Consider the following 17,277-nt stretch of genomic DNA (forward strand, 5'->3'; position numbering starts at 1 on the left):
CGCTGCTTCAGACGGATCGCCGCGGACAGGCCAGCCGGGCCGCCGCCGACGATCACCACGTCGTATTCCATCGACTCGCGCGGACCGTACTGCTCAATGAGACTTGCGGGGGTCATTGATGCTCCTCTTACCGTTAGAATGCTTTTTTCGGGATCGTATTGTCCGGGAAGCACCCAGACGCCGCAACCCGAGCTGTACATATTAGCACGATCGTTCTATTTCTATGATACGGTGTAACCCTTCATCGCGGCCTTTGGCGCAGCTAGCCGTCGCGACCACTGAAAACTGAACAAAGGAACGACAATGGGCCGGTCGATCAATCTGGAAGGCAAGGTTGCGCTGATCACAGGCGCATCGAGCGGGCTGGGCAAACGCTTCGCCCAGGTGCTGTCGCAGGCGGGCGCGAAAGTCGTGCTGGCGAGCCGACGTACCGAGCGCCTGAAGGAACTGCGCGCCGAAATCGAGGCCTCCGGAGGCGCTGCGCACGTCGTGTCGCTCGATGTTACCGATTATCAGAGTATCAAGTCGGCCGTGGCGCATGCAGAGACGGAAGCCGGCACGATCGATATTCTTGTGAACAATTCGGGCGTATCGACGACGCAGAAACTCTCCGAGGTTACGCCCGCCGACTTCGAATATGTGTTCGACACCAATACCCGCGGGGCATTCTTCGTCGCGCAGGAAGTGGCCAAACGCATGATGATGCGCGGCAACGGTGGCGGCCAGAAGCCGGCCTACCGGATCATCAATATCGCGTCCGTGGCGGGCCTGCGCGTGCTGCCGCAGATCGGCCTGTATTCGATGAGCAAGGCGGCAGTCGTCCACATGACGAAAGCGATGGCGCTGGAGTGGGGGCGCCACGGCATCAACGTGAACGCGATCTGTCCAGGTTACATCGATACCGAAATCAACCATCATCACTGGTCGACGGAGCAGGGGCAGAAGCTCGTGTCGATGCTGCCGCGCCATCGCGTCGGCAAACCGGAGGACCTGGACGGTCTGCTGTTGCTGCTCGCCGCCGACGAATCCCAGTTCATCAACGGCGCGGTCATTGCCGCCGACGACGGCTTCGGCCTCGCCTGAGCGGCGCCGTGTCCTGATGCCTTACCTGCGCGCCGGCCGCTGTTCGCGGCCCGGCCGGCGCGCGATCCAGTTTCAACCCGCAAAAGAAGTACGATGAGCGAATACCACGCAGTTTTTGAGATGTCCATGCCGATCCGTTGGGGCGACATGGACGCGTTTGGCCACGTCAACAACACGGTTTATTTCCGCTACATGGAGCAGGTGCGGATTTCCTGGTTCGAGAAACTCGGCATCGCGGGCGGCAATGGCGAGGGGCAGGGGCCGGTGATCGTCAACGCGTCGATGGAGTTTCTGAAGCAGTTGCACTATCCCGGCGACGTGATCGGCCGGATGACGGTTGGCACACCCGGCCGCAGCAGTTTCGATACTGGTTTCGAACTCACGCGCGCCGACGATCCCAATACGGTCTACGCGCGCGGCGCGGCGCGCTGTGTGTGGATCGACTATGCCGCCGGCAAATCGGTGCCGATTCCCGACCTGCTGCGCGCAACGATCGAGAACGCCACACTGGTGAAGGCCTGAGCATCGGGCTCGCCGCGCTGAGGACGCCCGTCGTGACCTGTCCCGCGGCGCGGCCCGTCAACTTCCTGTCGCTTCAATGGCCGAGCAGTCTCTGCAGCAGTTCGGTCGCATTCCCCGTATCGTATTTACGCATCAGCCGCGCACGGTAGACGTCGACCGTGCGCGAACTGATGTCGAGCGCCCGGCCAATCTGCTTGCTGGTCTTGCCTGTCACCAGCTGCGCTGCGATCTCGCGCTCGCGCGGCGTCAGTTCGATGGCGACCCGTCGCGTCGCGCTCAGATCTTCGAAAGTCCAGACGCCCGCCGCATGCGGGTCGGCGCGATCCAGCGAGCGTCCCGTCACGTGACACCAGAACAGCTCGCCATTTGCGCGCTTCATGATGCGGTCGTCCGCGTAGCTGCCCTGCGCGGTCATGATCGGTGGAATGCGGATGCCGATCCGCTCGAACTCGTCCGGCGACGGATACAGCACCTGAAACGACTGTCCGAGCAGCGATTCGCGCGGACAGCCGAAAATCGACGCGAGCTGATCGTTGCAGTCTTCGATGATCCGTTCGCGGGAAAGTACCAGGCCGATCGGCGCAAGGTGAAAAGCGGTTTGGTAATCCAGGGCAGGCATGGGTTGCAGTGGCAGGCGGTGGCTTGTTGTTGCGCGCGGCGGCAAATACTTATGTATTTTTGCGTATTGTGCAGTATGGGCGCAGCATCGTACCCTTTCGAACAAATCAAAGGTGGCGAAAATACAGGTGAAGGCAACGCGTGCAACGGCATTGCCGCTCGCGTATGACTAGAATGACGCATCGGGTCGCGCCCGATGCGCATCGCACCGATCCGGTTTTCGGGTTTCCAATCGAGGAAGGGACAAACTGATGAACAAGGTCTATCCAGGCGCAGCAGACGCGCTCAAGGACATCGTCAAGGACGGGCAGACATTCGCCGTCGGCGGCTTTGGCCTGTGTGGCATTCCTGAGGCGCTGATCGCAGCGCTGCGCGATTCGGGCGTGAAGGGCATCACGTGTATCAGCAACAACGCGGGCGTCGACGGTTTCGGCCTGGGTCTGCTGCTGGAAACGCGGCAGATCAAGAAGATGATTTCTTCGTACGTGGGCGAAAACAAGGAGTTCGAACGCCAGTACCTGGCCGGCGAACTCGAACTGGAATTCACGCCGCAGGGCACGCTCGCCGAGAAGCTGCGCGCAGGCGGCTCGGGTATTCCGGCCTTTTTCACGAACACGGGCTACGGCACGTTGATCGCCGAGGGCAAGGAAACCCGCCAGTTTGGCGACCGGCACTACGTGCTCGAGCCTTCGCTGACGGCTGACGTCGCGCTCGTCAAGGCGTGGAAGGCCGACAAGTCGGGCAACCTGATCTACCGCCGCACCGCGCGCAACTTCAATCCGATGTGCGCGATGGCCGGCAAGATCACGGTCGTGGAAGTCGAGGAGATCGTTGAGACAGGCGAACTCGATCCGGACGCGATCCACACACCGGGCATCTTCGTGCAGCGCATCGTGCTCAATGCCCACCCGGAAAAACGCATCGAACAACGCATCGTCCGCGCGAAAGGAGACTGATCATGGCATGGAATCGTGACCAAATGGCCGCGCGCGCGGCGCAGGAACTGCAGGACGGTTTTTACGTGAATCTCGGCATTGGCCTGCCGACGCTGGTGGCGAACCATGTCCCGGCGGGCGTCGAAGTATGGCTGCAGTCGGAAAATGGTCTGCTCGGCATCGGCCCGTCGCCGACCGAAGAGGAAGTCGACGCCGACCTGATCAACGCCGGCAAGCAAACTGTAACGACGCTGCCGGGCTCGTCGATCTTCTCGTCGGCGGACTCGTTCGCGATGATTCGCGGCGGCCATATCAATCTGGCGATCCTCGGCGCGATGCAGATCAGCAAGAAGGGCGATCTGGCCAACTGGATGATCCCGGGCAAGATGATCAAGGGGATGGGCGGCGCGATGGACCTCGTCGCGGGCGTCAAGCGTGTGGTCGTGCTGATGGAGCATGTCGCGAAGGGCGACCAGCACAAGATTCTCGAAGAGTGCACGCTGCCGCTGACGGGCGTCGGCGTGGTCAACCGGATCATCACTGACCTCGGCGTGATCGACGTGACGGATGGTGGGCTGAAGCTCGTCGAACTGGCGGACGGCGTCACCGTCGATGAAATCAAGGCGAAAACGGGCGCACCGCTTGACGTGAGCGCCGTCGGCAGATGATCGCTGGCTGAAGGAAAAGTGAGGATGTCGGTGCGATCAGGCGCCGATGCAAAAAGCGGGCGAAACGTGAGTTTCGCCCGTTTTGTTTTGGGCGCCCTCTTTGAACTCCTTTTCGAGGTGCCTTTGGCAGAGGGTGTCCGGGCTCGTCGTGCTGGCCATTCGGACGAGTCCGGCCTGAACGGCAAAGCGGTTTAAAATCGTCTGCATATCGAGTGCGTTCCATTAGCACGTCGCTTCCGTTGCCGAACAACGTCTCTGCTCAAGCAAAGGAAATCTCCGATGACTGCTACGCCTGTTGCCGCTCCTGATCCCGCCGGTAAGTCGTCGCCCCGTCAATATGATGTGCAATGCATAAGTCCGGGCGGACTGCATCGCGTCGCTTATACCGAGTGGGGCGACCCCGAGAATCCGCGTGTGCTGCTGTGTGTGCATGGATTGACGCGTTCAGGGCGCGACTTCGACCGGCTGGCCGTGGCGCTCGCGTCTACGTATCGCGTCGTGTGTCCGGATGTGGTCGGGCGGGGGTTGTCTTCATGGCTTGCCGACCCCAACTACTACGGCGTACCGCAGTACGTGGCCGACATGGTGACGTTGATCGCGCGCCTCGGCGTTCAGTCGGTCGACTGGTTCGGGACGTCGATGGGCGGCCTCATCGGGATGGCGCTGGCGGGCCTGCCGGACTCGCCGATCCGCAAGATGCTGCTCAACGACGTCGGTCCGCATCTCGAACCCGAAGCGGTGGCGCGTATCGGTGACTACCTGGGCAAGCCGGCGAGCTTCGAGACGTTGCAGCAGGGCATCGACTACGCTGCGCTGCTCGCCAGTACCTTCGGTCCGTTGACGCCTGAAGAATGGCGCGAGATCAATACACCGCTGCTTCATGAGCGGGACGGCGCCTGGCAGTTGCGCTACGACCCGCGCATCGCGCAGCCGTTCGCCGCGACAACACCGGAGCTCACCGCGCTAGGCGAGGCTGCGTTGTGGCGTTCGCTGGTTGCAACCGAGGGCCCGGTGCTCGTGGTGCGCGGCGAGCAATCGGACCTGCTGTCGCGTGAAACGGTTGCTCAAATGGTCGCGAACGGGCGGCATGTATCGAGCGTGGAAATCCCGGGCGTCGGGCATGCACCGGCTTTTCTCTCGAACGACCAGATCGACATCGCGCGACGCTTCTTCATCGGCGAGAACGCCGACGCGTCATAATATGAGATTCCGCGGCGCGCTCTGCGAGGCGCGCTGCGGGACGTTTCAACGACGAACATTTAACTTTCAACCACAGGATTCTTCATGGCAGTCATTCGTCACCACGTCGGCGCGCGCCTTTCGGAAATCGCCGTGCACAACGGCACCGTCTACCTTGCGGGCCAGATCGCCGAAGATACCAACCAGGACATCGCTGGCCAGACGCGCGAAGTGCTCGGCCACATCGACCGCCTGCTTGCCGAAGTAAACAGCGACAAGTCGCACCTGCTGTCCGTGCAGATCTATATCTCCGACATGGTGCATTTCGCAGGTATGAACGCAGTGTGGGACACGTGGGTCGCACCGGGCGCAACGCCCCCGCGCGCCACCGTCGAAGCGAAGCTGGCAAACCCGGCTTGCCTCGTCGAAGTCGTCGTCGTGGCGGCGCAACGTAGCTGATCGATCGCAACACTGTTTTCCGCCTCGCGAGGCGAGTCGCACCATGAACACCGAAACCGTCACGACCGCTCCTCAACCCGCTCCATCTATTGACGATGCGATGGCGTTCGTGCGTGAGTACGCAGGAGAGGTGCGGCTCTCATCGGGCGAACTGCTTGCCGATCACGCCGCGGGCACCGCGGCGATCATGGGCACACTCAACGTCGATCCGCCGGCAGTCCTGGCGGCGGCGCTCTTCGGGTTGACGCCGCATTTGAAGGACCCTGAACGCATCCTCGCCGACCGGTTCGGCGAAGAAGTCGCGCAACTGGTTGGCGATGTGCGCAAGCTGTTGCGTCTCGGCACCGTCAGCCTGCGCGCGGCGCAGAATGCAATCCCCGAGGCAGGGCGTGACGCACAGGCGGCGCGCCGTGCTCAGGTGGAGGCGCTGCGCAAGATGTTGCTCGCGTTTGCGCAGGACATCCGTGTCGTGCTGATCCGTCTCGCATCGCGGCTGCGGTCGCTGCGTTACTACGCAGCGGCGAAGATCACGCCGTCGCCGGACGTGGCGCGCGAGACGCTCGATATCTACGCGCCGCTCGCGAACCGGCTCGGCATCTGGCAACTGAAATGGGAACTCGAGGATCTCGCGTTTCGTTTCGAAGAGCCCGAAACCTACAAGCGCATCGCGAAGTTGCTCGACGAGAAGCGGGTCGAGCGCGAGACATACGTGTCCGAGGCGATCGCCCGGCTGCAACATGAGCTTGAGGTTGCGCAGATCCGTGCGGAAGTCAGCGGCAGGCCAAAGCACATCTATAGCATCTGGCGCAAGATGCGCGGCAAGGAACTGGACTTCGCCGAACTCTACGACGTGCGCGCGTTCCGTGTGATCGTGCCAGACATCAAGGACTGCTACACGGTGCTCGGCATCGTGCACAACCTGTGGCAACCGGTGCCGAAGGAATTCGACGATTACATTTCGCGACCCAAGCCGAATGGCTACAAATCGCTGCACACGGTTGTGATCGGCGACGATGGCCGGGCTTTCGAAGTCCAGATCCGCACGCAGGAGATGCATCAATTCGCGGAATACGGCATCGCGGCTCACTGGCGCTACAAGGAAGCAGGCGCGCGCGGCTACGGCGGCCAGTTCAGCGCCAGCGAGAAGTACGACGAGAAGATTGCGTGGCTGCGTCAGCTGCTCGCCTGGAAGGACGATGTGTCCGAAGGCGAGCATGGCGAAAAGCGTGCCGCGCAGCCGTGGGAGCAACTGCGCCAGGCAACGCTCGACGACGATCATATCTACGTGCTGACGCCCCAGGCGCGCGTGATCCCGTTGCCGCAAGGCGCAACGGCTATCGATTTTGCGTATCACCTGCATAGCGAGCTGGGGCACCGTTGCCGCGGTGCGCGCGTCGATGGCGCGATGGTGCCGCTCAACACGCCGTTGAAGAACGGGCAGACGGTCGAGATCGTCGCAGTGAAAGAGGGCGGCCCGTCCCGCGACTGGCTCAATCCGCAACTCGGCTATCTGCAAAGCCCGCGTGCGCGTCAGAAGGTGCGCGCCTGGTTCAACGCTGTGGAGTTGCAGGAGCACATCGCGACGGGCCGCGCGATGGTCGAAAAGACCTTGCAACGCGAAGGCAAGACTTCGGTCAATCTGGATCAGCTCGCTGCAAAGCTCGGCTTCAAGACCACAGACGATCTGTTCTCGGTCGTCGGCAAGGAAGAGTTCAGCCTGCGTCTGATCGAGCAGGCGTTGAACGATGCGCCGCCGCCGGAACCGGTCGTCGAGGCGCCTGAGCAATTCGAAAAACGCAGTAGCGGCGCGAGCGTGGCGCACGGGGCGTCGACCGGCGTGCTGGTTGTCGGCGTCGATGCGCTCCTTACGCAACTCGCGCGCTGCTGCCGTCCCGCGCCGCCCGACGATATCAGCGGCTTCGTTACGCGCGGCAAAGGCATGTCGATTCATCGCAGCGATTGTCCGACCTTCCTTCGTATGGCCGAGCGCGCGCCGGAGCGCGTTCTCGAGACAGCATGGTCGGCCGATGTGATGAGCGGCCACGGACACTCGGTATATCCCGTCGACCTGACGATCGAGGCGACAGATCGGCAGGGGTTGTTGCGCGACATCTCCGAAGTCTTTGCGCGTGAGAAGATGAATGTGATCGGCGTGAAGACGCAGACGCGTCGTAATGCGGCGTTCATGCAGTTCACGGTCGAAGTGTCGAGTGCGGCGCAGATTCAGCGCGCGTGCACGTTGCTCGGCGAAGTAACGGGCGTCGTGCGTGCATCGCGCAAGATATAAGGACGCGATGTCCGGCACGTCGAGATTTGGCGGACAGGATTTTTAATGCCGGCGCATAAAAGTACTTGCCAAGTTTCGGGACGCTTCATATAATCTCGTTTCTTCAGGCTCGTAGCTCAGCTGGTTAGAGCACCACCTTGACATGGTGGGGGTCGTTGGTTCGAGTCCAATCGAGCCTACCAACGAAATTGAAATTCCGATTTTCCGGGGTTTCGCAAACGTAGTAAGCGCCTCGGCGCACACAAGGCGAATACGGTTATGACACCGCGAACGTTGACCGAAACCACTTCGGATCGGCGCTAGTCGAGGACCAATTTCGCCCTTGTAGTTTGCTGAAAATGTGAATGCGGCCCCTCGAAAGCGGGGCCGCATTTTTTTTATCTCGATACTGGACGTGCCGCCGCCGGTTGGCACTACGGAGAGTGCAATGGTTTCGATTCGTCTGCCTGATGGTTCTGTTCGACAGTACGATCATCCGGTGACCGTCGCCGAAGTGGCGGCCTCGATTGGTGCGGGTCTCGCGAAAGCGGCCCTCGGCGGTAAGGTCGACGGTGAACTGGTCGACACGTCTACGGTGATCGATCGTGACGCATCGCTTGCGATCGTCACCGACAAGGACGCTGATGGCCTCGACATCATTCGCCACTCGACGGCCCACCTGCTGGCGTACGCGGTGAAGGATCTCTACCCGGAAGCACAGGTTACGATCGGACCGGTTATCGATAACGGCTTCTACTACGACTTCGCTTACAGCCGTCCTTTCACGCCCGAAGATCTTGAGAAGATCGAAAAGCGCATGCAGGAGCTCGCGAAGAAAGATGAGCCGGTGTCGCGTCGCGTGGTGTCGCGCGACGAAGCCGTCGAATACTTCAAGAGCATCGGCGAGAAGTACAAGGCCGAGATCATCGAATCGATTCCCGCCAGCGATGAAATCAAGCTGTACTCGCATGGCGGTTTTACGGATCTTTGCCGTGGCCCGCACGTGCCGTCGACGGGCAAGCTGAAGGTTTTCAAGCTGATGAAGGTCGCGGGCGCGTACTGGCGCGGCGATTCGAAGAACGAGCAGCTGCAGCGTATCTACGGTACAGCCTGGACGAAGAAGGAAGACCAGGAGGCGTATCTGCGCATGCTCGAGGAAGCGGAAAAGCGCGATCACCGCAAGCTTGGCAAGCAGCTCGACCTGTTTCACATGCAGGACGAGTCGCCGGGCATGGTGTTCTGGCACCCGCGTGGCTGGACGTTGTGGCAGCAGGTCGAGCAATACATGCGTCGCCGAGTGAATGATGCCGGCTATCTCGAAATCAAGACGCCGATGATCATGGACCGCTCGCTGTGGGAAGCGTCCGGTCACTGGCAGAACTATCGTGAAAACATGTTCACGACCGAATCGGAAAAGCGCGACTACGCGATCAAGCCGATGAATTGCCCGGGTCACGTGCAGGTGTTCAACCACGGTCTGCGTTCGTATCGCGACCTGCCGCTGCGGTACGCGGAGTTCGGTTCGTGCCACCGCAATGAGGCATCGGGCGCGTTGCATGGCCTGATGCGCGTGCGCGGCTTCGTGCAGGACGACGCGCACATTTTCTGTACCGAAGACGAGTTCATCAGCGAATCGATTGCGTTCAATACGCTGGCGATGAGCGTGTACAAGGACTTCGGCTTTGAGAACGTTGACATCAAGCTGTCGCTGCGCCCTGACGCGCGCGCCGGCACCGACGAAACATGGGATCGCGCGGAGCAGGGTTTGCGCGAAGCCCTGACGGCGTGCGGCGTGATGTGGGAAGAGCTGCCGGGCGAGGGCGCTTTTTACGGCCCAAAGGTCGAATATCACATCAAGGACGCCCTCGGTCGCTCGTGGCAATGCGGTACGCTGCAACTCGATATGGTGCTGCCGGAGCGCCTCGGCGCCGAATACGTGGCGGAAGACAACAGCCGTCGCCGGCCGATCATGCTGCACCGGGCAATCGTCGGATCAATGGAGCGTTTCCTCGGAATTCTCATCGAGCACCATGCTGGTGCAATGCCGTCGTGGCTCGCGCCGATGCAGGTTGTGGTGATGAATATCGCCGAAAGTCAGGCCGAATATGCACAATCTCTCGCCCAATCGTTGCAAAAACAAGGGGTTAGAGTGGAGGCTGATTTGCGCAACGAGAAAATTAGCTATAAAATACGGGAGCACACGCTGGAAAAGGTCCCATATTTGCTGGTTGTCGGCGACAAGGAGCGTGATGCACAAACGGTAGCCGTGCGTGCCCGTGGTGGTGTCGATCTGGGTGTAATGCCAGTCGATGCCTTCATTGAGCGTCTGCGTCAGGACGTGCAGTCGTTCAAGTAAGCCACCTGGCAGCGCGGCTCGTTTTTTTAATTTTTAGAGGAAACGTAACATCGCTACTGATAAGTCGTCGCATCGCATCAACGGTGAAATTACTGCGCCCGAGGTGCGTCTGGTCGGAGTCGAGAACGAACCGCTCGGCATCGTAAAACTCGCCGATGCTTTCCGCATGTCGGAACAGCAGGACGTGGATCTGGTTGAAATCGCCCCGCAGGCGGTCCCGCCAGTTTGCCGCTTGATGGATTACGGCAAGTTCAAGTACCAGGAAGCGAAAAAGCAGCACGAGGCCAAGCTCAAGCAGAAGGTCATCCAGGTTAAGGAAGTCAAATTCCGCCCGGGTACCGATGACGGCGATTACAACGTCAAACTGCGCAATCTGATTCGCTTCCTCGAAGACGGCGACAAGACAAAAATCACGTTGCGTTTCCGCGGCCGCGAAATGGCGCACCAGGAAATCGGTATGCGCATGCTCGAACGTCTGCGCACGGACCTGGATGAAGTCGGTGCGGTCGAGCAGATGCCGAAAATGGAAGGGCGCCAAATGATCATGGTGCTGGGCCCAAAGAAGAAGAAGTAAGCGGCAATTGCGTATCGTTCGGTGCGTGCCGTTCAGGTTGTGTCAGGAATTTGAAGTCTCCGTCGGCGCAGGGTTCTGGCTGTCGGCGGAAGTGGCAGGTTTCGGAAGCGCGTCTGCGTAGCGGGCGCGTCTCCTGAAAAAGCGGCGGCCAGCGTCATCGCGGCCGGCTGCATACCAAGTGGAATGGGTTTCGAAGGGCGGGTGAAGGGCTGTCAGGGCCGACCGCACACCCATATCCATCTAATAATGGAGTTGTTCGTCATGCCTAAGATGAAGACCAAGAAGAGTGCTGCAAAGCGCTTCGTGGTGCGTCCGGGTGGTACCGTCAAACGCGGTCAAGCCTTCAAGCGCCACATTCTTACCAAGAAGACCACCAAGAACAAGCGTCACCTGCGCGGTTCCACGGCAGTTCATGATTCCAATCTGAACTCCGTCCGTGCGATGCTGCCGTTCGCCTAACCCTTAACCGAAACTCATAGGAGCGAAACATGCCTCGAGTAAAACGTGGGGTTACCGCACGGGCCCGCCACAAGAAGATCATCAAGCTGGCCAAGGGTTACCGCGGCCGTCGCAACAACGTCTATCGTATCGCCAAGCAGGCGGTCATGCGCGCAGGCCAGTACGCCTACCGCGATCGCCGCAACAAGAAGCGTGTGTTCCGCGCATTGTGGATCACGCGTATCAACGCGGCGGTGCGTCAGCACGACATGACGTACAGCGTGTTCATCAACGGCCTGAAGAAGGCTTCGATCGAACTCGACCGCAAGGTGCTGGCCGACATGGCTGTGTTCGACAAGGCCGCTTTTGCTGCGATCGTTCAGCAGGTGAAAGCCGCCGTTGCAGCCTGATTGCGCCTTTGGCAAATCGCACTGCGTGGTTCGTTGCAGCGAAGATCCGGTAGTCTCGGTGACGCTGCAACAAAAACGGGGCTCCTCACCGAGCCCCTTTTTTGTTGGTCGAGCCACTTTTGCTCGCATTGAATACTGACGTTGAAAAGATGGGATCAATGGATCTGGACCAGATTGTCGCCGACGCGCAAAAAGCCTTCGAACACGCCTCTGACATCACGACGTTAGAAAACGAGAAAGCCCGTTTTCTCGGCAAGTCGGGTGCGCTGACCGAACTGTTGAAGGGCCTTGGCAAGCTCGATCCCGAGGCTCGCAAGACTGAAGGCGCGCGTATCAATGTCGCCAAGCAGCAGGTGGAAGCCGCACTGACGGCGCGTCGCCAGGCGCTGGCCGAGGCGCTGCTGAACCAGCGCCTCACCGCTGAAGCCATCGACGTCACGTTGCCCGGTCGCGGCATCGGTGCAGGCAGCCTGCATCCGGTCATGCGCACATGGGAACGCGTCGAACAGATTTTCCGTACGATCGGATTCGACGTGGCCGACGGCCCCGAAATCGAAACCGACTGGTACAACTTCACCGCACTGAACAGCCCGGAAAACCATCCGGCCCGTTCGATGCAGGACACCTTCTACATCGACGGTAAGGATGCGGACGGCCGCCAGCTTCTGCTGCGCACGCACACGAGCCCGATGCAGGTGCGCTACGCCCGCACCAACACGCCGCCGATCAAGGTGATCGTGCCGGGCCGCACCTACCGTGTCGACAGCGATGCTACCCACTCGCCGATGTTCAACCAGGTTGAAGGCCTGTGGATCGACGAGAACATCAGCTTCGCAGACCTGAAGGGCGTCTACACCGACTTCCTCAAGAAATTCTTCGAGCGCGACGACATACTCGTGCGCTTCCGCCCGTCTTACTTTCCATTCACGGAGCCATCGGCCGAAATCGACATGATGTTCGAGCAGGGCAAGAACGCGGGCAGATGGCTCGAGATTTCCGGCTCTGGCCAGGTTCACCCGACAGTGATCCGTAACATGGGCCTCGATCCTGAACGGTACATCGGCTTTGCATTCGGCAGCGGCCTGGAGCGGCTGACAATGCTGCGTTACGGCGTGCAGGACCTGCGTCTGTTCTTCGAAAACGACCTTCGTTTCCTGCGGCAATTCGCATAACGCACAACGTCACTCGCGACCGGAGCGGGCGCGCATGATCCACAGGACGTGCACGCCACAAGCGGCGCCGCCGGTGGACTCAAACGAAACCGCCGGACGAAGACCTAACCTGTTTAGAACGTAAAGAACCATGCTATTCCCTGAATCCTGGCTGAGAAGCTTTGCTGATCCGAAGATGACGACGGACGAGCTGTCGCACGCATTGACGATGGCGGGCCTCGAAGTCGAAGGGCTGAGCCCAGCGGCGCCGCCGACGTCGAAGATCGTGGTTGGCCGCGTGCTCGAAGTGGTCAAGCACCCTGACGCTGACAAGCTCAACGTGTGTCAGGTCGACGCGGGCACGGGCGCCACGCTCAATATCGTGTGCGGCGCGCCGAATGTCGCGCCGGGCGTCAAGGTGCCGGTCGCGCTGGTTGGCGCAAAGCTGCCGCCGGCCGAAGAGGGCGGCGCACAGTTCGAGATCAAGCTGTCGAAGCTGCGCGGCGTCGAGAGCCAGGGCATGCTGTGCTCTGCCCGCGAACTGAAGCTGTCGGAGGATCATAGCGGCCTCCTGATCCTGCCGGAAGATACGCCGATTGGCCAGGATATCCGCGAGACGCTCAATCTCGACGATACGATATTCGAAATCAAGCTGACGCCGAACAAGGCGGATTGTCTGTCGGTGTTCGGTGTCGCGCGCGAAACGTCGGCGATCACGGGCGCACCGTTGCGTCCGCTGGAGATCAAGCCGGTCGCCGTGAAGCGCAACGAAACGTTGCCCGTGAAGATCTCCGCGCCGGACCTGTGCGGCCGTTTCTCAGGCCGCGTGATTCGCGGCGTCAATGCGCACGCGAAGGCACCGCAATGGATGGTCGAGCGCCTCGAGCGTTCCGGCCAGCGCAGCATTTCCGCCCTCGTCGATATTTCGAACTATGTGATGCTCGAACTGGGTCGTCCGTCGCACGTGTTCGACCTCGACAAGATTCATGGCGGCATCGACGTCCGTTGGGGGCGTCGCGGCGAAACGCTGAAGCTGCTGAACGGCAACACAGTCCAACTCGATGAAACCGTCGGCGTCATCGCGGACGATCAACACGTCGAAAGTCTTGCCGGCATCATGGGCGGCGACAGCACGGCCGTCACGCTCGACACGACCAACATCTATCTCGAAGCCGCTTTCTGGTGGCCCGACAGCATCCGCGGCCGCGCACGCAAGTACAACTTCTCGACGGATGCAGCGCATCGCTTCGAGCGTGGCGTCGACTACTTGACCACTGTCGAGCATATCGAGCGCATCTCGCAACTGATCCTCGACATCTGCGGCGGCGAAGCCGGTCCGGTGGACGATCAGATCGTCAATATCCCACAGCGGGCGCCGGTAAAGATGCGTGTATCGCGGGCGAACCGGATCATCGGCGTCCAGATCAACACTGATGAAATCGCGGAGATCTTCACGCGTCTCGGCCTCGTATTTGAGCGCGATGGCGACGTGTTTTCGGTGACGCCGCCGTCGTACCGCTTCGATATCGAAATCGAAGAAGACCTGATCGAGGAAGTCGCACGCATTTACGGCTTCGAGCGGATTCCGGCGCGCCCGCCCGTTGCGACGAGCGAAATGCGCCGCACCAACGAAACGCAGCGGTCGATCCACGAGATCCGGCACGCGCTTGCTGCGCGTGACTACGCCGAGACCGTGAACTTCAGCTTCGTCGATGCCGAGTGGGAGCAGGACTTCGCCAGAAACGACAAGCCGGTGCGCCTGCTGAATCCGATTGCAAGCCAGATGTCAGTGATGCGCACGACGCTGTTCGGCAGTCTGATCAGCGTGTTGCGCTCCAACCTGAATCGTCGCGCGGACCGCGTTCGTGTGTTTGAGGCGGGCCGTGTGTTCCTGCACGATCCGTCGATCAAGGCCGGCGAGCTGACGGTCGAAGGATTCGCGCAGCCGAAGATGGTGGGCGGGCTGGCATACGGACCGGCTCTGGAAGAGCAGTGGGGCGCGCCGTCGCGTGCGGTCGACTTCTTCGACGTGAAGGGCGACCTGGATGCACTGTTTGCGCCGGCGGTGGCGCGGTTTGTCAAGACCGAGCATCCGGCACTGCATCCGGGGCGCAGCGCGCGCGTCGAACTGAATGGTCGGGCGGTGGGCTGGATTGGCGAATTGCATCCTCGCTGGATGCAGAAATACGATTTACCGAATGCGCCGATCCTGTTTGAAATTGAAGCTGACGCATTAATGCAGCGCGCTTTGCCGAGCCCGACAGAAGTGTCGAAGTTCCCGCCGGTGCGACGTGATATTGCGGTTGTCGTCGATCAGAAAATCGAGGTTCAGGCGCTTCTCGACGAGATGCAAAAGGCGCTTCCCGAGGATGCCTGCAAGACTGTCCAGAAGGTTGCGCTTTTCGATGAATTCCGTCCAAAATCAAATACTTCCGGTGGGTTGGCACCCAGCGAGAAAAGCCTTGCGTTCCGTGTGACCTTGCAAGATACTGGCGGGACCCTTCAGGATGAAACGGTCGATCTGGCCATTAAAACCCTGGTGGATCGTCTGGCTCGAGTATATGGCGCACGGCTGCGCGGATAACCTTAAAACGGCTGTTTCCGCATTACCCGTTTCTGGTTAGCGCGCCATTTTATAGATTATGAACGAAATGAACTCGAGTGATTTCGAAGCCCTTCTTACGGCGCAGCGTAGCGCCATGATTCGCGATATTCCGACATCACCCGCCAGTGCGTCGACCGAAACGCCGACGCTGACCAAGGCCGAGCTTGCCGAGTTGCTGTTCGACAATGTCGGACTCAACAAGCGCGAGGCGAAGGACATGGTCGAAGCGTTCTTCGAGGTGATTCGCGATGCGCTGGAGAGCGGCGACAGCGTGAAGCTGTCCGGGTTCGGCAACTTCCAGTTGCGCGACAAGCCGCAGCGTCCGGGGCGCAATCCGAAGACTGGCGAGGCGATTCCGATCGCCGCGCGTCGCGTCGTGACGTTCCATGCAAGTCAAAAGCTGAAGGCGCTGGTTGAGAGCGGCGCTGAGGCGAGCTTCGCGCGGTCCTAGCTATCTCGCGTTTCCTGCGTTTTCCTGCGCAACCCACCACGGCTAACTGACGATGACAGCGACGATCGAAAAAGTCGTCTTGCCTCCGATCCCGGCGAAGCGCTACTTCACGATCGGTGAAGTCAGCGAACTATGCGGTGTGAAACCGCATGTGCTGCGTTACTGGGAGCAGGAGTTCACGCAGTTAAGGCCGGTCAAGCGGCGCGGTAACCGACGGTATTATCAGCACCATGAAGTGCTGCTGATCCGACGGATTCGCGAGTTGCTATACGAGCAGGGCTTCACGATCAACGGCGCGCGCAACCGTCTCGACTCGCATGGTCCGGGACAGGGTGGGCCGGTGGAGATGGAGGAACAGGTGGCTGAGCCGGTGGCAGTGCAGCCGGCAACGGCGGTCGATGTCGATCAGTTGCGCAAGGAGTTGCTGCATGTGATTGATCTGCTGAGTCGCTGATGATGCTGTTTTGTTGGATGTCGGCGGTTCTAATCGGATGAAGGGTCTGTTATAATTTTGTGCTTTCGGGGCGTAGCGCAGCCTGGTAGCGTACCTGCATGGGGTGCAGGTGGTCGGAGGTTCAAATCCTCTCGCCCCGACCAATGAAATCAAGGGCTTACGGCACTGCGTCGTAAGCCCTTTTTCATTTGCCGCGCGTTCGGTCCGGTTTCGGTCCGGAAAAGTTTGAAGTCGCAGGCCTTTTGGGCTGCATGCTCCACATGAGGGCTTCATGACTCACGATGGTTCAGACGACGACTGGTCGAAATTTCTGGACGAGGACGCACTGATTGCCGACGCGGTTCCAAAAGCACAGCGCGGCGACCCGGACGCTCTACGTTTTCTCCTGGACCGCGCGCCTCACCAACTCATACGCGGTCACGTCTCTGAGCCGCTCGCATACTTTCTCGCGGATTTGATTGGCAGAGTTGTTGCCGGCTTTGACCCGCGCGAGGTGTTCGGCACCGAGAAAATGCCGAAGCCGAAGGGACGGCCCGCTTATGGCATTGAGCAGCAAAACAAAATCATCTTTCCGCTGGCTGCCGCAATCGTGCTCTTCGAACGGATCGGCGTTGCAAAAACAGAGGCCGTGAGCCTCATTGCCGATTTTTGCGGCCCGGCTGAATCCACGATATACGAGCATCTGCGTTACACGAACTACGCACCGATGCGCAATCTGCGGACGCCGGAACTTTGGCGCATCGCAAAGCCATACCGTAGAGCCCTGCTCCGAAAAAGGTCTTAGTTTTCCGCAGTGACTTTGGCGCAGCGTGTCGCCACTCTTTCTCCTGTAGCTCTTCATAGAACGCGGGAGAATGTCATGGAACAGGGCTGGTGCGATGGTCAGGCGCTTATGCGCCGTCGCGAAGTGGAGCGGGTGACGGGACTCAGCCGCGCAGGCATCTACAAAAAGATGAGGCTGGGCGACTTCCCCGAGCCCATCAAAATCGGCGCGTACGCCGTTGCTTGGCGTGTGCGTGACGTGCAGCGCTGGCTTCAGGATCCGACCGCCTGGCGCGCTGAGGGCCAGCGTATTCCGGAACCTGAGCCGGAACCGGCAAGGTGAGGT

The 17,277-nt window shown here is 60.4% G+C and carries 19 protein-coding genes and 2 tRNA genes; 19 read left to right on the top strand and 2 right to left on the bottom strand.

Annotation, left to right across the window (positions count from 1 at the left end; translation table 11 throughout):
- Positions 1-116: FAD-binding protein (locus tag P3T23_RS30110; protein WP_429319882.1), on the bottom strand; the 116-nt coding region annotated here is incomplete at its 3' end.
- 187 nt (positions 117-303) lie between these two features.
- Between P3T23_RS30110 and P3T23_RS30115 the strand changes: the two genes are divergently transcribed.
- Together P3T23_RS30115 and P3T23_RS30120 are read left to right on the top strand one after the other, a co-directional pair.
- Positions 304-1,083 carry an SDR family oxidoreductase gene (locus tag P3T23_RS30115; protein ID WP_429319742.1) on the top strand — a complete coding sequence of 260 codons (780 nt, stop codon included), beginning with the start codon at positions 304-306 and terminating at the stop codon, positions 1,081-1,083.
- Between the two features lie 93 nt (positions 1,084-1,176).
- Positions 1,177-1,605: an acyl-CoA thioesterase gene (locus tag P3T23_RS30120; RefSeq protein WP_429319743.1), complete on the top strand. Its 429-nt coding sequence runs from the start codon at positions 1,177-1,179 to the stop codon at positions 1,603-1,605.
- A 73-nt stretch (positions 1,606-1,678) separates the two neighbouring features.
- On the opposite strand, the gene P3T23_RS30125 is transcribed toward P3T23_RS30120, so the two are convergent.
- The gene (locus P3T23_RS30125; protein ID WP_429319744.1) at positions 1,679-2,224 is read right to left on the bottom strand and encodes a LuxR C-terminal-related transcriptional regulator; all 546 of its coding nucleotides are present in this window, start codon (positions 2,222-2,224) and stop codon (positions 1,679-1,681) included.
- Positions 2,225-2,474: 250 nt separating this feature from the next.
- On the opposite strand from P3T23_RS30125, the gene P3T23_RS30130 reads away from it, so the two are divergent.
- From P3T23_RS30130 to P3T23_RS30210, 17 genes are all read left to right on the top strand, one after another.
- The gene (locus P3T23_RS30130) at positions 2,475-3,179 is read left to right on the top strand and encodes a CoA transferase subunit A (protein ID WP_429319745.1); all 705 of its coding nucleotides are present in this window, start codon (positions 2,475-2,477) and stop codon (positions 3,177-3,179) included.
- Between the two features lie 2 nt (positions 3,180-3,181).
- Complete coding sequence (locus P3T23_RS30135; RefSeq protein WP_429319746.1) at positions 3,182-3,826, top strand: CoA transferase subunit B; 645 nt, start codon at positions 3,182-3,184, stop codon at positions 3,824-3,826.
- 279 nt (positions 3,827-4,105) lie between these two features.
- On the top strand, positions 4,106-5,026 hold the full coding sequence (locus P3T23_RS30140) for an alpha/beta fold hydrolase (protein ID WP_429319747.1): 921 nt from the start codon (positions 4,106-4,108) through the stop codon (positions 5,024-5,026).
- Positions 5,027-5,110: 84 nt separating this feature from the next.
- On the top strand, positions 5,111-5,464 hold the full coding sequence (locus P3T23_RS30145) for a RidA family protein (RefSeq protein WP_429319748.1): 354 nt from the start codon (positions 5,111-5,113) through the stop codon (positions 5,462-5,464).
- Positions 5,465-5,507: 43 nt separating this feature from the next.
- Complete coding sequence (locus P3T23_RS30150) at positions 5,508-7,751, top strand: RelA/SpoT family protein (RefSeq protein ID WP_429319749.1); 2,244 nt, start codon at positions 5,508-5,510, stop codon at positions 7,749-7,751.
- A gap of 105 nt (positions 7,752-7,856) precedes the next feature.
- Positions 7,857-7,933: transfer RNA gene (locus tag P3T23_RS30155), tRNA-Val, on the top strand.
- A 245-nt stretch (positions 7,934-8,178) separates the two neighbouring features.
- Positions 8,179-10,086, top strand: coding sequence for a threonine--tRNA ligase (gene thrS, locus P3T23_RS30160; RefSeq protein ID WP_429319750.1), 1,908 nt, complete (start codon positions 8,179-8,181; stop codon positions 10,084-10,086).
- A gap of 49 nt (positions 10,087-10,135) precedes the next feature.
- Complete coding sequence (gene infC, locus P3T23_RS30165; protein WP_133662423.1) at positions 10,136-10,660, top strand: translation initiation factor IF-3; 525 nt, start codon at positions 10,136-10,138, stop codon at positions 10,658-10,660.
- 261 nt (positions 10,661-10,921) lie between these two features.
- Complete coding sequence (gene rpmI / locus P3T23_RS30170) at positions 10,922-11,119, top strand: 50S ribosomal protein L35 (protein WP_167043545.1); 198 nt, start codon at positions 10,922-10,924, stop codon at positions 11,117-11,119.
- Positions 11,120-11,148: 29 nt separating this feature from the next.
- Positions 11,149-11,508 carry a 50S ribosomal protein L20 gene (gene rplT / locus P3T23_RS30175; RefSeq protein WP_006052502.1) on the top strand — a complete coding sequence of 120 codons (360 nt, stop codon included), beginning with the start codon at positions 11,149-11,151 and terminating at the stop codon, positions 11,506-11,508.
- 158 nt (positions 11,509-11,666) lie between these two features.
- A complete protein-coding gene (pheS, locus tag P3T23_RS30180) occupies positions 11,667-12,680 on the top strand; it encodes a phenylalanine--tRNA ligase subunit alpha (protein WP_429319751.1) in 1,014 nt (337 codons plus the stop codon).
- A gap of 130 nt (positions 12,681-12,810) precedes the next feature.
- A complete protein-coding gene (gene pheT / locus P3T23_RS30185; RefSeq protein ID WP_429319752.1) occupies positions 12,811-15,243 on the top strand; it encodes a phenylalanine--tRNA ligase subunit beta in 2,433 nt (810 codons plus the stop codon).
- A 58-nt stretch (positions 15,244-15,301) separates the two neighbouring features.
- Complete coding sequence (locus P3T23_RS30190) at positions 15,302-15,715, top strand: integration host factor subunit alpha (RefSeq protein ID WP_429319753.1); 414 nt, start codon at positions 15,302-15,304, stop codon at positions 15,713-15,715.
- A 52-nt stretch (positions 15,716-15,767) separates the two neighbouring features.
- A complete protein-coding gene (locus P3T23_RS30195; RefSeq protein WP_429319754.1) occupies positions 15,768-16,169 on the top strand; it encodes a MerR family transcriptional regulator in 402 nt (133 codons plus the stop codon).
- Positions 16,170-16,235: 66 nt separating this feature from the next.
- Positions 16,236-16,312 (top strand) — tRNA-Pro (locus P3T23_RS30200).
- 128 nt (positions 16,313-16,440) lie between these two features.
- Complete coding sequence (locus P3T23_RS30205; RefSeq protein ID WP_429319755.1) at positions 16,441-16,953, top strand: hypothetical protein; 513 nt, start codon at positions 16,441-16,443, stop codon at positions 16,951-16,953.
- A gap of 75 nt (positions 16,954-17,028) precedes the next feature.
- Positions 17,029-17,274, top strand: coding sequence for a helix-turn-helix transcriptional regulator (locus tag P3T23_RS30210; RefSeq protein ID WP_429319756.1), 246 nt, complete (start codon positions 17,029-17,031; stop codon positions 17,272-17,274).
- The last annotated feature ends 3 nt before the right edge of the window (positions 17,275-17,277 follow it).

This window comes from Paraburkholderia sp. GAS448, assembly GCF_050435685.1.
Classification (GTDB): domain Bacteria; phylum Pseudomonadota; class Gammaproteobacteria; order Burkholderiales; family Burkholderiaceae; genus Paraburkholderia.

Coding starts and splice junctions, on each gene's coding strand:
- P3T23_RS30115 (WP_429319742.1), top strand. CDS start 304: ATGGGCCGGTCGATCAATCTGGAAGGCAAGGTTGCGCTGATCACAGGC.
- P3T23_RS30120 (WP_429319743.1), top strand. CDS start 1,177: ATGAGCGAATACCACGCAGTTTTTGAGATGTCCATGCCGATCCGTTGG.
- P3T23_RS30125 (WP_429319744.1), bottom strand. CDS start 2,224: ATGCCTGCCCTGGATTACCAAACCGCTTTTCACCTTGCGCCGATCGGC.
- P3T23_RS30130 (WP_429319745.1), top strand. CDS start 2,475: ATGAACAAGGTCTATCCAGGCGCAGCAGACGCGCTCAAGGACATCGTC.
- P3T23_RS30135 (WP_429319746.1), top strand. CDS start 3,182: ATGGCATGGAATCGTGACCAAATGGCCGCGCGCGCGGCGCAGGAACTG.
- P3T23_RS30140 (WP_429319747.1), top strand. CDS start 4,106: ATGACTGCTACGCCTGTTGCCGCTCCTGATCCCGCCGGTAAGTCGTCG.
- P3T23_RS30145 (WP_429319748.1), top strand. CDS start 5,111: ATGGCAGTCATTCGTCACCACGTCGGCGCGCGCCTTTCGGAAATCGCC.
- P3T23_RS30150 (WP_429319749.1), top strand. CDS start 5,508: ATGAACACCGAAACCGTCACGACCGCTCCTCAACCCGCTCCATCTATT.
- thrS (WP_429319750.1), top strand. CDS start 8,179: ATGGTTTCGATTCGTCTGCCTGATGGTTCTGTTCGACAGTACGATCAT.
- rpmI (WP_167043545.1), top strand. CDS start 10,922: ATGCCTAAGATGAAGACCAAGAAGAGTGCTGCAAAGCGCTTCGTGGTG.
- rplT (WP_006052502.1), top strand. CDS start 11,149: ATGCCTCGAGTAAAACGTGGGGTTACCGCACGGGCCCGCCACAAGAAG.
- pheS (WP_429319751.1), top strand. CDS start 11,667: ATGGATCTGGACCAGATTGTCGCCGACGCGCAAAAAGCCTTCGAACAC.
- pheT (WP_429319752.1), top strand. CDS start 12,811: ATGCTATTCCCTGAATCCTGGCTGAGAAGCTTTGCTGATCCGAAGATG.
- P3T23_RS30190 (WP_429319753.1), top strand. CDS start 15,302: ATGAACGAAATGAACTCGAGTGATTTCGAAGCCCTTCTTACGGCGCAG.
- P3T23_RS30195 (WP_429319754.1), top strand. CDS start 15,768: ATGACAGCGACGATCGAAAAAGTCGTCTTGCCTCCGATCCCGGCGAAG.
- P3T23_RS30205 (WP_429319755.1), top strand. CDS start 16,441: ATGACTCACGATGGTTCAGACGACGACTGGTCGAAATTTCTGGACGAG.
- P3T23_RS30210 (WP_429319756.1), top strand. CDS start 17,029: ATGGAACAGGGCTGGTGCGATGGTCAGGCGCTTATGCGCCGTCGCGAA.